Source organism: Glutamicibacter sp. BS14, assembly GCF_056934375.1.
In genome coordinates this window covers 167645-181083 of sequence record NZ_CM167801.1, presented here as the reverse complement: position 1 = coordinate 181083, position 13439 = coordinate 167645, and the positions used below count along the sequence as shown (strand labels likewise).

The following is a 13439-nucleotide window of genomic DNA, read 5'->3' as shown; positions in this document are numbered from 1 at the left end:
GGAGGATGATCTCATGACTACCCGTGCCAAGCAGCTCATGTCAGTCGGAATCCTGATGACGGTGATGCTCGCTAGCTGCAGTGCGCCGAATGCCCAAGAAGCAGCTTCGAGCACGTCCGCTGGCAGTTCCAGCAGCCCGAGCAGTACGAGGACTCCTGCGCAGCAGGCAACTCCCAGCCCGTCCGGCAACTCCGGGGCCGAAGAAAGCCCATCGCCTAGCCGCAGCCAGGAACCCTCGCTGCGCCAGCAAGCAGAAGCGCTGGCCGACGAGCTGAGCGCCAGCGAACAGGCAGCGAGCCTCGTGATGGCCGGTGTCCCGGCAACAGGAGCAACCGCTGCGGAAATTTCTGCGATGAAGAAGCAGGGAATTTCCAATGTCTTCCTGCGTGGCCGTTCGCAACTGCCGGTGAAGCAGACCGCCGCCCAGGTCCAGGAAATTACCCAGGGCTTGGAGTCCGGCATTCCCGGGCAATTGCCGGCCTGGGTGGCCACCGATCAGGAAGGGGGCTTTGTCCGGGTGCTCCAGGGCCCCGGTTTCACCGAACTGCCGACTGCGTTGACGCAGGGAGGGTGGCCTGTATCGAAGCTGGAGCGTGAAGTGGGCGCCGCCGGGAAAGAACTGGCTGAAGCCGGCATCAACGTGAATCTGGCTCCGGTGGCGGACGTTGTTCCGGCCAGTATCGGCACCGGCAACGCACCCATCGGCTACTTTGGCCGCGAATACGCGCATGACGCCGCGGGGGTCTCCAAGGCCATTTCGACGGTGAACGAAGCGCTGCGCTCCGAAGGCGTGCAACCGGTAGTCAAGCACTTCCCCGGATTGGGCCGGGTCGCTGGGAACACCGATACCAGTACCAAAGTGACCGATACGAAGATCGATGCGGACTCCAGCGATCTGCAGCCATTCGAGCAGGCTATCGAGCAGGGCAAGTCCTGGGTCATGGTCTCCAACGCCCGCTACTCCCGGCTCGATGGAAAGAACGATGCACCGTTCTCTTCGAAGATCATCACCGGATTGCTGCGTGAACAAATGGGGTATGGGGGAATCGTGATTTCCGATGATCTCTGTGAAGCCAAGCAGGTCGGCTACCTGCCGGTGGGCGAGCGCGCAGTGAAGTTCGTGGCCGCCGGCGGAACTGTTCCGCTATGCGTTAAATCGGCTCCGGCCATCACCATGGCGAAGGCCCTGGCCGCCGAGGCCAAGGCCGATGGGAAATTCGCGGCCCAGGTCAGAGAAGCCGCAGTACTGGTTCTCGAAGAGAAGCTGCGCATGCAATAAGCTGCGCGGCTGGATCTTAAAGGTGTAGGCCCGGGGCTCTTCCTTACTCGCTAGGAAGTGCCCCGGGCCTGCTCTTGGGAGGTGGAAGGCCTACTTCTTGCCCTTCTTCTTTCCGTCAGTTACTTCCAGAACCTGTGCACGGTCATCATTGCCGTTGTGCAGGTGAAGCAACAGTGCCTTCGATGCCTTGGTGCTGTCTGCAACGGTCACCGGGATCTGGGTACCGGACAGATCGGTGAACAAGGTGCCTTCTGCACCGAAATCAACCTGTGGCGCTGCCACGTTGAAGTCGATCCAGTCGGTCTGGTCAACCGGGATCATCGAGCCGTTCTCATCGGTGTTGTACCAGGAGTAGCCCAGCACACGGTAGGAGATCTCCGACGAATCCTCATCGAGCCCCAGGGCTGACAGGGAGATCGGGAAGACCGCTGCATTGGTGTCGAAGGTGTTGGTATCGACATCGCCGAGCATGCCGTTCACTGGCTGCAGATCAACTTGCTCGCCGGTGGCGAGGTTGAAGGTTGCTGCCAGGTCAAGGTCAACTTCGTCAAATGCGGCGTTGAAGGTAACGAAGTCGGCTTCGCCGTCGCCATTGGTATCGATCTCGACATCCAGCTCGGTGCCGCCAGCCAGGTGGGCCCAGTTGGCCCAGGTGGAGATGCCGACGTTCAGCAGGCCGTCAGCCACACCGGTGCGGGCAGCGGTGCTCGATGCGCCAACGTGCTGCAGGTCCACGGAACGGGCCGCCGGGATGCTGTCCAGCGAATCGTCGCCGCGTTCACTCGAAGCGCCCAGTTCGAAGGCGCCGAGCAGGGAGGTGACCGAAGTAGCGCCCTCGCCAGCAGTGATGTCCTTGCCCTTCAGGCTCAGGGTGGTGGTATCCGCGCCCTTCTTCATCTTCTTGAGCTTGCCCTCCATGTCAGCAGCCAGCTTGGGTGCTGCCTGGACTGGAATGCGCAGGGTCGGAGCATTGCTGGCAGTCAGCTCGACGCGACCGCTGGCATCGGCAACCCAGGCACGAGCCAGACCGGACTGGCTGGTAGCCATGGTTGGATCGATGGTCTTGGCCCACTGCTGCGGGTCAACGCTCAGGGTGACGTTCAGCTTGGCGCTGCCGCCGGCCGGCACGGTGACACTGCTGCGATCCAAGGTGAAGCTTGCGCCTGGGATCTCGGTAGCGGCCACGTAGTTGGCGTCGTAGCTCTGCGCCTTGCCGCTGGTGTTCTCAATGGTGATTTCGCGCTGCGCGCTGAACGGCTTCTTGCCTCCCAGCTCGATAACGCCGAAGACCACGCTGGTCAGATCCGCTGCCTCGGAATCGTAGGCGAAAGCAGGGCTCTGGAGTGCGGCATCGGCCATCACGCGACCGGAACCAACACGGTTCGGACCGTAGGCTTCGCCATTGGCGGCCTTGATGTCGGTGGCCGCGGTGTTCATGATGATGCTCTTGGCTTCATATGGGGTGTAGTCGCTGTCTTCCAGAACCAGCGCGGCGATACCAGCAACCAATGGAGTGGCCATCGAGGTACCGGTCATCACGGCGGTGCCGGTACCGGTGCCCACGCCAACCGAGCCGATCTGGGTACCTGGGGCAGCCACATCCGGCTTGACCACGCCGTTGGAACCGTGGACGCCACGCGATGAAGAGGAATTCAGCGTGTCTGCAACGCCGGACTCGCTGGAGGAACCGCCAACGAATTCGGGGGACAGGGTAACCTGCAGCGTGCCAGCTTCAGCTGCTGGGCGCAGCTTGTTCGACTCGTCCAAGGTGAACTGCGCACCTGGGATGGTCGCGTTGCCGGCGATGCCTGCATCGAACAGGTTGCTTTCTGCATCCAAGAGGACGCCGGTGGCACCGGCGGCTTCAGCGTTGTTGAAGCGGGCGCCGGAACCGCAAGGGAACTCGCCGTTCTCGCTCCACTGCAGCCAAACCCACTTGCCTTCCAGTGAACCTTCTTCGAAAGCGTCGCAACCGAATGCGTTATCGGCCGGAGCCATCACTGCTTCTCCGGACAAGGCGGCCGGATCAGCATTGGTGTAGTTGAAGTTCGCCGAGTACTGGCCCGAGGCCGAACCGGCGACATTGTCGGGGCCATCGACCTGGATCTTGTCCAGGGTGACGTGCGAGCCAACGGAGTTGGCTACGGTCAGCGAGGAACGCGAGTTGCCCGGCGAACCGCCCACGTCGGTGACATCACCGGCATTGCCGGAAGCGACAACCGAGAGGATGCCGGCTGCGCTCAGGGCGTCGACAATGTCATTTTCAGGGTCGTTGGCCGGGGAATGATCCGAACCAAGGGACATGTTGACCACGTCGGCGCGGTCCGAGAAGTCGCCGTCGCCGTTCGGATCAAGTACGTAGTCCAGTGCTTGGCCAACCACGGAGGAGGAGCCGCCGCAACCGAAGACGCGGATGCCGATGAGCTGTGCGTCAGGGGCCGAGCCCGGGCCGACCTTCATCTGCGCCAGCGCGTCGGCGTCCAGCGAGGAATAGTCCCCGGTGAAGGTCGAGCCATCGGCGTTGACGCCATAGCCTGCGGTGGTTCCGGCAACGTGGGAGCCGTGTCCGGCAGCTTGGCAGTCAAGCGGGTTAGGGTCCGGATGCGGAATTGGCTGGTAGGTGGGATCGTCGGAGTCGGCGTTGTAGTCATCGCCAACCAAGTCCCAACCGCCAATGAACTTGTTGGTGTCGATCAGGCCCGAATCTGCACCGGGCAGCTCATCGGAAGCCTGGGCTTCCTTGTAGCCTTCCAAGGTGCCCGGGCCGCCGAAGCTGGCATGGGTGTAATCCACACCGGTATCCAGTACAGCCACCTTGACGCCGTCGCCGGTCTTGTCCAGGGACTTCCATGATTCCAGGGCGCCGGTGTCAACTACCGAGCTGCGGTTGGAGGGCTTCTTGGGAACGATGGAGCTGATCTTGGCAACGTCGCTACGCTGTGCAAGCTTGCGCAGATCAGCGGCATCACCGGTCAGTGCGACACCCTGCAGTGCGTTGTGCGTGGTGTAGATGACCTTCGAATTGGCCTCGGCTGCCAGCTGCTTGCCCTTGGCCTTGACCTCCTTGCCGATCTTCTTGACCTTGGCAGTGTCCTTCTTCTTGCCGGACTTCTTCACCGTCTCGAAGGCGCCATCACCCTGGAACTGAACGAAAACAGACACTTCACCAGTTGATTTGGCAAGAGGTCCGGAGACTTTCAGGTTGGACAGCGCTGATGAACTGGTGATTGGCAGGGACGCGGCATTTTCGCCGTCGCCTGGTTGGGGGATTCCTGCTGCGCTTGCCGGTCCTGACAAGGTAACAGCCAGTGCAAGCGCAGTGGCTGATCCCAAAATCAGGCGCGGCACTCTCTGCGTGCGGCGAGTGACCATGATTCTCCTAGCTGGGCTGGATAGCGGTGCTGCTCCCGTCATGGGCGGGCGACATAAAAGCGGTGCGAGCCTTGATGATCGTCCGGGGTAAACGTCCGCTAGTGCGTATACCCATAGCTGGAATCTTAGGTGACGTAGCTCATATATCAAGGGGTTATTGAATAGTAACCTTTGGCTGGATATTGTGCTGGCTTGGGAATTTCACAATAAAATCCGCGAACCACTGCGACAAACCCGCCCAGCAAGGCCTGATGGGCCCGTCCATTTTTGAGAAAATTTGGACGCTTTGTTACTCATCAGTTCACTACTTGCTGGGCGGGCGGCGCCGGAATCGGCTTGAAGGCTGCGGTTGCCTAGAGGCGGTTCAGGAAGCTATGCACGCGCTCGTCGAGCAGCTGGATGCGCTCGGCAACGACAACCATTGGGTCCGGGTAGATCGGATTCTTCGGAGGCGGGATCCGCACATTGCGTGAGCACTCGAAGTTCAGGCAGATCAATGTCCCCAAGGTATTGCCGTCACGTCCAGCCTGGCCAGCGCGCTTGGTCGTCCACATGCCTACCGCGCAGGGGATGTTCACATCGCGGCACATCTCGCACATCGTGGCGTTGGTCGGCTTGCGGCCACCGTCGGTGGGGCGCAAGAGGATGCCGCGGGTCTGCCCCGCTTCGTCGGTGTGGAGCAGGTAGCCGCGCTGCATCATTTTCGGGTCGCGCCAACCCAGGTACTCCAGCGAATCCCACTCGAGGGAGGCAAAGTTTTCGGGAAGGGTCAATTTCTTCGCTTCTTGGCGGCTGGCGTTGATGAAGGAAGAACGGATGGTTTTTTCGGTCAATGGCTGCATGGGAAATCCTCAAATAGTCCGCACGCGCTTCATGGGCGCGCGGAATCACGAATCGTCAAGGTGTTGAGGTCTGCAAGGGAACGAAAAATTGGGGGCACTGGAACATTGCCTAAGGCAGAAGCCCTAAGCGGAAAATGTGTTGCCAACCCCGTTCGATACGCAGACGAACGGGCAGAGCGTCAAAGTGGCTTGCATAGCCGACCGCTCCTTCCTGTGGTTCTCCACGCATTGATTCTGAGCACTTCCGGAATAACCATAACAAGTGCGGTTGGCTTAGGCCAATGACTGGGACCACGGTTAAAGCAGTTTGCTGGCCACCGCCGTGAACGGCAGTGGCCAGCAAACACTCCAGCAGCCAGGGCCTAGCGGCGGCCGCCCTGCCAGAGTGCGTCAAACGGGGTGTTGCCAGAAACGCGGTTGCGGATGCCTTCGGTGACAAACGCCTTGGCTGTGCGGGCTGCCTCCAGCGGGGTAGCGCCCTTGGCCAGCTCTGCAGTTACGGCTGCGGCCAGCGAGCAGCCCGCGCCGGAGACCGCAACTTCGCCGATCTTCTTCTCGCGCAAGACCTCGAGGGTCGTGCCATCGTAGAAAACGTCCACGGCGTCTTCGCCAGCGATGCGGACTCCACCCTTGGCCAGGACCGCCGCGCCGGAGACCTCGTGGATCTTCTTGGCGGCTTCGATCAGATCATCTTCGGTGGTGATCTTGATTCCCGAGAGCTGTTCAGCCTCGAAGTGGTTCGGGGTGACGAACGTAGCCAAGGGCAGCAAGGCAGCCTTGAGGGCTTCGTCGGTGTCCAGTGCGTGGCCTGGTTCCTGGCCCTTGCAAATCAGCACCGGGTCCAGCAGTACGTTGTCCCACTGCTGGGAATTCAACGCGGTGGCAACGGTGTTGATCGTTGCTGGCGAGCCCATCATGCCCAGCTTGACCGTGCTGAGCTTGTCCTCGTAGCAGGCCTGGATGGCTTCGAGCTGATCGGCAATTACCTGCTGGTCAACGGGAACGAAACGGTGGTTCCAGGAGTCCTTGGGATCGAAGGAGACGATGCAGGTCAAAGCCACGATGCCGAAGGTTCCCAGTTCCTGGAAGGTCTTCAAATCGGCCTGGGCGCCTGCGCCGCCAGTGGCTTCGGAACCAGCGATGGTCAGGGTCATGGCTGGAGAGGCAGTGTTTGTATTAGTCATAGTCTCAATTGCGGGTAGTGCGGGTAGGGAATGGGATTAGCCGTGCTGCCAGAAGCTGAGCGTGGTCGCTTTGGACCAGCCCTCGGGAAGCTGCTGGGCGTGTTCTGCGGTGGCTACCAGCAGCAGCCAGGGCAGCCCGTGGCCGAAAGCTGCGCCTGCAAAGTTAGCCAGTACCGCGCGGCGAGCCGCATCGGGATCAGCGGGGGAGAAAAGGTCCGGGTCGGTAAGCAGGCCGTAGTTTTCGCCGTAGCGCATGCGTCCTCGGGCGACCGGACGGTCGAAGTCGGTCACCTCAACGACGTCATAGTTATCCATTGGAGCCTCGAAAAGCCCGGATGTATCGGCGAGCTTGACTACCTGCTCGACGTCGTCGGGCTTGCCGGCCAGCAGATGCATGGTCGTGCTTGGCTGCCAACCCGAAGTGGCGAGTTCTGCAGCGGTGCCGTCGTTGGGAGTGCCCAAGAGGATCAAGCGCTGCGCGTCCTTTGGCGCGGACCAGGAAGCATCAGGCCAGTAGCGGAGGATTTCCACGTCTTCACCGTCTTGATTCACCGAACGAATCTCGTGCTGGTTCGGGAAGGAAGCAATGCGATCACGCAGCGTGGCGTAGTCGTGGGTCCAGCTTGGCAGTGCTCGTGCCATTGCGCTCATAGTGCTGCATTCTCCTTTGGTTCGCTAGGGATCACCTATCGGCATGTTTGACTTTACGCCTTAAGGCGCGGTGATACGGAACTCTGTGTCAGGGTGTTTGCCGGCTCGCGCAATCCGCAGCTTTTCAGGAGGCTTTCGGCCGTCTCAGCGGTGAAGGATCTGCCATGGACACCTCGGCAATCCCTGCTGGCCCTGGATCCATCAGTGCCAGCACATCTTCAAAGAGCGAGCGCACCACAGGCAAGCGGCAGAGCACCGCGAACTTGGCGGCAACCGGTGCCATGTTCTTCATCAGAAGCCTGGATCGGCGCTGCTGCGGCGACTGGTCGAAAGCCCACGCCGAGAAGATCTGGCGGGAGACCAGCAGCAAGAACTTCGGCAGATCGCGTCGTATGCCCAATGGGGGCAACGGGCGGGATCCGGAAACGACCTTCTCCCATATCTCCAATTCAATGCTGGAAATCTCGTCGTTGCCCATATCGCGCGCGAGCATCAGACGCAGGAACGCAGGCCCGAAATCGTGATAGGGAGCCAACGCTTCGACGCCCGTGTCGAGTACTGCGCGGATGTTGGCTTCGAGGGTATTTCCCTCTGCGAGCATCCCCGCGCAAAGATCGAATTGCTCCCTGCGCAGGTTCAGCAGGAGCTGGGCAACGATCTCCTCTTTGGACTTGAAGTAGTAGTACGCATGCGACAGGGAAACCCCTGCGTTCGAAGCAATGGCACGCATGCTCGAGGCTTTATATCCGTCCGTGGCAAAGCACTCCAAGGCAGTTGCCAAGAGCTTGGCTTGGGTCTGCTGGCCTTTTTCGGTGCGTGGTTGCGTTGTCATGGAGCCTTTGGATGGAAGTGGGTGGATCCGATTCTACCAATTATTTGAACGCGTTCAAAAAAGGAAAATTTTCATGCTGATGTACGGGAGGACGGTCACTGCACTATTTGTTTCCTCGAATTTATAGTTCGAAGACATTCAAGTGAGATATGAATTTTGGAATTCTTTGATTTCTGAAACATGGTTGGCCTTCAACAGGTGAGAACGTGGCCGCAGTTATGCATGGGATACTTGTTGCGTAAGTGCTAATACAGCGGGACAGCGCGCAGGCATGGAACCTCCACCCTTTTGATTCGTGGGCAGGGCCGTGCCTTTTAGCGATGTTCTGGCGAACCACTTTGACAAGGAAAATTTCATGGGCGATTCCAACGCCAGCAACAATCTGATTCGAACCAAGAACGCGGTTTTCGCTTCTTCGGGTTCTCCCTACTTCTCCACGGTGCTCACCTTGATGGGCGCGGTCGTGATTCTTTCGAATATCGGCGCCTCCAAAGGTGTCAGCTTCGGTCCGCTGGTCACCGATGGCGGTTTCTTCCTCTTCCCGCTGGCCTACATTCTGGGCGACGTCATTGCGGAAGTCTACGGATTGAAGGCGGCTCGCCGTTCAATCCTGGTGACTTTCGCCTTGGCGTTCTTCGCAGTGTTCTGCTTCTGGGTCATGATCCAATTGCCATCAGCCGAGTTCTACGACGGGCAAGACGCATTTGAGCGCACCCTTGGCCCGATCTGGCAGATCGTCGTCGCCTCCGCTTGCGGCTTCCTGGTGGGGCAGCTGGCCAACTCATGGGTGCTGGTCAAGCTCAAGGAACGTACCGGCGAGCGCGGGCTGATTCTCCGCTTGATCGGCTCCAGCGGTGTTGGGGAGTTCCTGGATACCCTGATCTTCTGTGCCATTGCAGCGCCAGTTATCGGCATCGCCGATGCGCCGACATTCATCAACTACGTGGTGGTGGGCTTCATCTACAAGACTGCCGTGGAGGTCCTGTTTGTTCCGGTGACCTCGATGGTCATCAAATGGTTCAAGAAGCGCGAACCTGGCTACAGCCAAGCGGCCATCGCAAGCTAGTGATCCTGTGGGCATCATCCGTGAGGGCGATGCCCACAGCTGTATCCGGACACTAGAATCGATGGCATGCAGACAGGTCAAAGCGCTGAAGTTCAGCTAGAAGCACGCGACTTGACCATTGGCTATCCCAATCGCGTGATCTGCGGGCCGATCAACCTGCAGCTGGCTCCCGGTGCTGGCTTAGGAATTATCGGTGCCAATGGCAGCGGAAAATCAACACTGATCCGCACGATCCTGGGACATCTCATTCCGGTGGAAGGCACCGTCGAGTTCCAAAGCCTTCCCGTGAATGAAAGCTCGGAGCATTTTCGCCGTACCGTCGCAGTACAGGTCACCGACGGCGCCTTCTTCGAAGAACTCACGGTGCGCGAACATCTGGAAATGGTCGCTCGTGGACACGGACTGGATGATTGGGCCCAGTTAGTCCAGGCAGAACTCGACTTCTTCGAAATCACTGCTGCTGCCGATCACCTTCCCGGCGAGCTGTCTTCTGGCCAACGCCGTAAGCTGCTGCTCGCCGCGGCCTTGATCCGTCCGGCAGAACTGCTGATTCTTGACGAACCGGAACAACGCCTGGACCTGCGTATCAGGCAGAAGCTGTACCAGCGGCTTGCCGGGGTACGCGCCAGGGGAACAACTTTGCTAGCGGTGACCCATGATCCGCTGATGGTGCGAAGCTGCGTGGACCAAGTGCTGCTTCTGGATGAAGACGAGGGTGAACTGCTTGATCCGCAGGCAGGGGCGCAGTGGCTTGAGCGCTAGCCGGGTTGCAAGCCATGCCGTTGATTTCAATCCTCGAGAACTGGTCAATAGAGCCAAGAAGCGGCGGAATTTCTCCGAGAAATTCGACAGCTTTTCCGATGCCTATGTCTGGGTGCTGGCCGCGCTGGTGGCGTTGGCCTACCTCTTCAGCGCACTCTTTGGCATGCTGTTTGTGCTCTTGGGCGAGGGCGTAGCGCACCAAGAGCTGCCCAGCGCCGTCTGGCGCTTGCAGGACCTCTCTTTCGTGCTATTGGCCTTGGCCGGCTTGGCAACCTTTCGGCTCATGCTCTACCTGGGGCCTTGCGGGCTCAGTGCGGCCAAGGCCGACTGGTGGCTGCCGCTACCGGTCAAGCTCCGGGCTATCCGCCAGCCGACTTGGCGAAATGCGGTGCTCATCGGTCTTTTCGCGAGCAGCTTTGCCGGTGCGTTGTGGCTGATCGTGATGCTGGGGCTGGCCGGATCGCTCCCGGTACCCGTTGCAGTCCTTGGGCTCGCCTGCTTCGCAGTGGCCGGTGTCGGGCTTGCCAACGCGGCCACGGCGATCCAGGGGAAGAACCACCAAATAGCTGCGCGACGGATCTGCGACTGGGTGGGCCTCGGGCTGCTCATCGCCTTGGCCGTGCTGTGGATGCTCTTGATGTTCCAGATTCCTTGGGCCCAAAGCCTGGTTGGCGCTATGGCTGCGGCCACCTTGAAGCCGGCTGCCTGGGTGCTCGCCTTGCTCGTTATCCTGGTACTTAGCGGCGCGAGTACGTACGGTGCGTTTCGCCATTTTGACCAGATTCCGGGCCAGGCGTTGCGTTTTGCCGGAGAGCACCAGCAATTCGCCGTGGGGGCTTTGATGCAGGGCGACTCGCGAGGCCTCTCGGCTCCGGCGACATCCGCTATTAGCCGCAGGCGCGCACGCGGTGGCAAGCTCACCGCCAAGTTGCCGGTGGCGTGGCGCATTCTCTGCCTCCGTTTGCTGAGGGGAGGCCGTTGGCATTCGGTGGCCGGGTTCCTGCTCCTGGCTTTCGCGTTGGCCGCCACGGTTCAGCGAATTGCCAACCCGCTGAGCGCAGCGGCCTTTTACCTGGTGCTCTGCCTGGTTCTCACCTTGAGCATTTCCGCGACCATTGCACCGCTCGTTTCCGAACGGCAGCTCACCCAGCTTCTAGGGATTTCGGAACAGCGCCTGATGCGGGCAGCAACGCTGTATGCAATGCTCTTTTCAGCCACCGCCTTGCTGTTCTTGACCGGCGGGCTGGGAATGCTGGGCATGATCCAGCTGGATCGCATTTGGCTTTGGATCGCCGCAGGCCTGGTCGCCGCGTTGGGGTGTGCTGCGGCAAGCAGTGCCCACGCCAGCAGGGAAGAACGGGACTGGGATGCATTACTCGGGGGAGCCACCAGCGAGTCGGCCGTGGCCACGTATCTTTTCCTGGAAACAGCGACTTTCCTTCGGGCAGCTGCCACGTTCTCGCCAATTTTCTTCTTGGTGCTCAGCCCCGGTACTCCCATTCCCTTGTTGCTGTGGATCGCGGCAATGCTCTTTGGTGCAAGTGCCCTGGTTCAAGTTTCCGGCAGGAAGCTGGGCGCGGGGGCGTAGGTAGTCTTGGAGGATGAACGATTTGATTTCCATCCACGAGCCCGATGGGCTTTCCGCAGAATTGCTCTACTCAATACTGAAACTGCGTGCCGAGGTATTCATCGTCGAGCAGCGATCGTGCTACCCGGACATCGATGGCCGCGATCTGGATGCCGGCACTGTGCATCTGGTGGCCACCGAGAACGGGAAAGTGCTGTGTACTGTGCGAATCATGGACAGCGCAAGCGGCACTCCGCGCATTGGGCGGGTTGCAACGGCCGCAGAAGCCCGAGGCCGGGGCCTGGCCGGGGAACTCATGCAGCGTGCCGTGGCGCTTTGCGCTCCGGAGGCGGAGATCCAGCTCAGCGCCCAGACCCAGCTGGAGGGCTGGTACGGAAAGTTCGGTTTCCTCCGCTCCGGAGAAGACTATGACGACGACGGGATCATGCATTTGCCGATGACCCGCGCAGGGCAGAGGGCTTCGGCTTAGAAAAGCCAGAGGCATCGATTCTCCTTGCACTGCCCAGTGCGTGGAGAATCGATGCCTCGACTGCTTTGCGGCCCTTGGCTACAGGGCGGCCGGCTGGCCCTGCGGATCCGGTTCGCCAGCGTAGTAGCTGGAGAGCACCTTGTCCTTGAGCTCGAAGAAGGTTCCATCTTCGATCGCCTGGCGCGCGGATTCAACCAGCGAAACAGTGAACTGCTCGTTGTGGATGGAAATCAACGTGTGGCTGAGCAGTTCCTTGGCCTTGTACAGGTGGTGAATGTACGCACGGGTGAAGTTCTTGCAGGCATAGCACTCGCAGCCTTCCACCAGCGGAGTGAAATCCCGCTTGTAGCGTGCGCCGGAAAGATTGAAACGGCCCCAGGGGGTATAGAACGCCGAGTTGCGCGCAACGCGAGTGGGCGAGACGCAGTCGAAAGTATCGGCACCATTCTCAATCGCGGTGAAGACGTCATCTGGCTCGGAAATGCCCAGCAGGTGGCGCGGCTTGTTCTCTGGAAGCTCTTCGGCGCACCAGCCGACGATGGTTCCCAGATTTTCCTTCTCCAAGGCGCCGCCGATGCCGAAGCCATCGAAGGCCATGGCCCCCAAGTCCTGGCAGGCCTTGCGGCGCAGGTCCTCGTACTGGGCGCCCTGGATGACGCCGAACAAGGCTTGGTATTCCTTGCCTTCGCGGGAGTCGGTCAATGCAAAGTGCTCGGCAATGCAGCGCTCGGCCCAGCGCCGGGTGCGCTCCAGGGACTCGACCTGGTAGCCGCGGGAATTCTGCAAGGTGGTCAGCTCGTCGAAGGCGAACATGATGTCCGCGCCGATCCGGTGCTGCACGCCCATGGAGATCTCAGGGGAGAAGCGGTGCTTGGTGCCGTCGAGATGGGACTTGAACCAGACGCCGTCCTCGTCCACATTGGCCAGGCGTTCCTTGCCCGGGGCCACGGCGTCGTCCGGACCAGACTGGTCTACGGACTTCATGTCGATGACCTTCTTGAAGCCCGAGCCCAGGCTCATGACCTGGAATCCGCCGGAGTCGGTGAAGGTCGGCCCCTGCCAGCCCATGAACTTGCCTAGTCCGCCAGCTTCATCGAGGATATCCGCGCCTGGCTGAAGATACAGGTGGTAGGCGTTTGACAGCACAGCCTGCGCGCCAAGCTCCTGAACCTGCACCGGGGTGACTGCCTTGACGGTAGCTTTGGTGCCTACCGCAATGAACGCGGGCGTCTTGACGTCGCCGTGCGGGGTACGGATAACGCCGGTACGTCCCAACATCGGGGAACCGTCCGGAGCGGTCAGCCGGGTTCCGACTTCAAAGCCGAATTCATCCTGGCGGGCATGCGGGGCACTGGGGTCAAAGTTCTTTTCGGACACGTACCAAGTGTGCCGTA

General features: G+C 60.4%; 11 protein-coding genes. 5 read left to right on the top strand and 6 right to left on the bottom strand.

What is annotated here, in order from left to right; all coding sequences use genetic code 11:
* Positions 1-13 precede the first annotated feature (13 nt).
* Entirely contained in the window at positions 14-1279 is a 1266-nt protein-coding gene (locus AC1Z36_RS00870; protein WP_332487398.1) for a glycoside hydrolase family 3 N-terminal domain-containing protein, read from the top strand.
* A gap of 90 nt (positions 1280-1369) precedes the next feature.
* Here the strand turns inward: AC1Z36_RS00870 and AC1Z36_RS00865 are convergent, their stop codons facing one another.
* The 5 genes from AC1Z36_RS00865 to AC1Z36_RS00845 form a co-directional block, all read right to left on the bottom strand.
* Positions 1370-4441: a S8 family peptidase gene (locus AC1Z36_RS00865; RefSeq protein WP_286172251.1), complete on the bottom strand. Its 3072-nt coding sequence runs from the start codon at positions 4439-4441 to the stop codon at positions 1370-1372.
* A 563-nt stretch (positions 4442-5004) separates the two neighbouring features.
* The gene (locus tag AC1Z36_RS00860; RefSeq protein ID WP_105658599.1) at positions 5005-5493 is read right to left on the bottom strand and encodes an FBP domain-containing protein; all 489 of its coding nucleotides are present in this window, start codon (positions 5491-5493) and stop codon (positions 5005-5007) included.
* 362 nt (positions 5494-5855) lie between these two features.
* Positions 5856-6677 carry a hydroxymethylpyrimidine/phosphomethylpyrimidine kinase gene (locus AC1Z36_RS00855; RefSeq protein WP_332487402.1) on the bottom strand — a complete coding sequence of 274 codons (822 nt, stop codon included), beginning with the start codon at positions 6675-6677 and terminating at the stop codon, positions 5856-5858.
* A 36-nt stretch (positions 6678-6713) separates the two neighbouring features.
* Positions 6714-7328, bottom strand: a complete 615-nt coding sequence (locus tag AC1Z36_RS00850) for a hypothetical protein (RefSeq protein WP_332487405.1) — start codon at positions 7326-7328, stop codon at positions 6714-6716.
* 124 nt (positions 7329-7452) lie between these two features.
* The gene (locus AC1Z36_RS00845) at positions 7453-8160 is read right to left on the bottom strand and encodes a TetR/AcrR family transcriptional regulator (protein ID WP_332487407.1); all 708 of its coding nucleotides are present in this window, start codon (positions 8158-8160) and stop codon (positions 7453-7455) included.
* A 355-nt stretch (positions 8161-8515) separates the two neighbouring features.
* Between AC1Z36_RS00845 and AC1Z36_RS00840 the strand changes: the two genes are divergently transcribed.
* The 4 genes from AC1Z36_RS00840 to AC1Z36_RS00825 all read left to right on the top strand — a co-directional run bounded on the left by AC1Z36_RS00840 (position 8516) and on the right by AC1Z36_RS00825 (position 12045).
* Positions 8516-9226, top strand: coding sequence for a queuosine precursor transporter (locus tag AC1Z36_RS00840; RefSeq protein ID WP_332487409.1), 711 nt, complete (start codon positions 8516-8518; stop codon positions 9224-9226).
* A gap of 66 nt (positions 9227-9292) precedes the next feature.
* Positions 9293-9988 carry an ABC transporter ATP-binding protein gene (locus tag AC1Z36_RS00835; protein WP_105658594.1) on the top strand — a complete coding sequence of 232 codons (696 nt, stop codon included), beginning with the start codon at positions 9293-9295 and terminating at the stop codon, positions 9986-9988.
* Positions 9978-11576, top strand: coding sequence for a hypothetical protein (locus AC1Z36_RS00830; protein ID WP_332487411.1), 1599 nt, complete (start codon positions 9978-9980; stop codon positions 11574-11576). The genes AC1Z36_RS00835 and AC1Z36_RS00830 overlap by 11 nt, the downstream gene beginning before the upstream one ends.
* Before the next feature lie 13 nt (positions 11577-11589).
* Positions 11590-12045, top strand: a complete 456-nt coding sequence (locus AC1Z36_RS00825; RefSeq protein ID WP_105658592.1) for a GNAT family N-acetyltransferase — start codon at positions 11590-11592, stop codon at positions 12043-12045.
* Positions 12046-12123: 78 nt separating this feature from the next.
* Here AC1Z36_RS00825 and tgt read toward each other — a convergent pair whose 3' ends face one another.
* Entirely contained in the window at positions 12124-13422 is a 1299-nt protein-coding gene (gene tgt, locus AC1Z36_RS00820) for a tRNA guanosine(34) transglycosylase Tgt (protein ID WP_105658591.1), read from the bottom strand.
* Positions 13423-13439: the final 17 nt, after the last annotated feature.

Excerpts from the sequence above, each read along its gene's own strand:
- AC1Z36_RS00870 (WP_332487398.1), top strand. The coding sequence starts at position 14 with ATGACTACCCGTGCCAAGCAGCTCATGTCAGTCGGAATCCTGATGACG.
- AC1Z36_RS00860 (WP_105658599.1), bottom strand. The coding sequence starts at position 5,493 with ATGCAGCCATTGACCGAAAAAACCATCCGTTCTTCCTTCATCAACGCC.
- AC1Z36_RS00855 (WP_332487402.1), bottom strand. The coding sequence starts at position 6,677 with ATGACTAATACAAACACTGCCTCTCCAGCCATGACCCTGACCATCGCT.
- AC1Z36_RS00850 (WP_332487405.1), bottom strand. The coding sequence starts at position 7,328 with ATGAGCGCAATGGCACGAGCACTGCCAAGCTGGACCCACGACTACGCC.
- AC1Z36_RS00845 (WP_332487407.1), bottom strand. The coding sequence starts at position 8,160 with ATGACAACGCAACCACGCACCGAAAAAGGCCAGCAGACCCAAGCCAAG.
- AC1Z36_RS00840 (WP_332487409.1), top strand. The coding sequence starts at position 8,516 with ATGGGCGATTCCAACGCCAGCAACAATCTGATTCGAACCAAGAACGCG.
- AC1Z36_RS00835 (WP_105658594.1), top strand. The coding sequence starts at position 9,293 with ATGCAGACAGGTCAAAGCGCTGAAGTTCAGCTAGAAGCACGCGACTTG.
- AC1Z36_RS00825 (WP_105658592.1), top strand. The coding sequence starts at position 11,590 with ATGAACGATTTGATTTCCATCCACGAGCCCGATGGGCTTTCCGCAGAA.